Raw genomic sequence first — 560 nt, 5'->3', positions numbered from 1 at the left:
GCCTTGAGTGTCGCGCTCGACCAGCGAGCCGCAGCCGGACACCGCCAGCCGCGCTTCGGTCTGGCGGTCGATGATCTCGAGCTTCAGGCCGGCCTCGCGCTCGACGCGGTCGATGAACTCGACGCCGTTTTCGGCCGTGCGGCAGGCCTCGGTGGCGATCAGCCGGGCTTTTCTGATCTTGCGGTTGCGCAATTTGTCGCCGCAGATTTTCAGCGCCTCGACCGCGCGGTCCATCGCCGGCTGGCCGAGCCGGCCATTGGCGGTGAGCCCCTCGCCCAGCCGGACGATGCGAGAAAAGGCGTCGATGACGCGGAACTGGCCATGCCGCGTCGGCACGGCGACCAACAGCCGGCAATTGTTGGTGCCAAGGTCAAGCGCCGCAAACACCGGAAGCTCCTGGACCGGCGGCCGACGGGCGCTCTGTTCCGGCCGTGGCACTACAGCGGCGGGCGAGACCGCCGACTCCACCGGTCTGTGGGCCTCCGCCGCCGGGGCACCGGCTTTGCCTGGCGCCGGCGATCGATTCTCCGCGGGACGCGCTTCGTCGCGCGCAAAAACCT

General features: G+C 69.6%; 1 pseudogene. It reads right to left on the bottom strand.

Annotation, left to right across the window (positions count from 1 at the left end):
- Window positions 1-560, bottom strand: a pseudogene (locus tag EN991_RS39065) (Ppx/GppA family phosphatase); the annotation flags it as partial.

The organism is Mesorhizobium sp. M7A.F.Ca.US.005.03.2.1, assembly GCF_003997795.1.
Taxonomy (GTDB): Bacteria; Pseudomonadota; Alphaproteobacteria; order Rhizobiales; family Rhizobiaceae; genus Mesorhizobium; species Mesorhizobium ciceri.
Note: the sequence above shows the minus strand (reverse complement) of the source record. Positions and strands in the feature narration are given on the sequence as shown.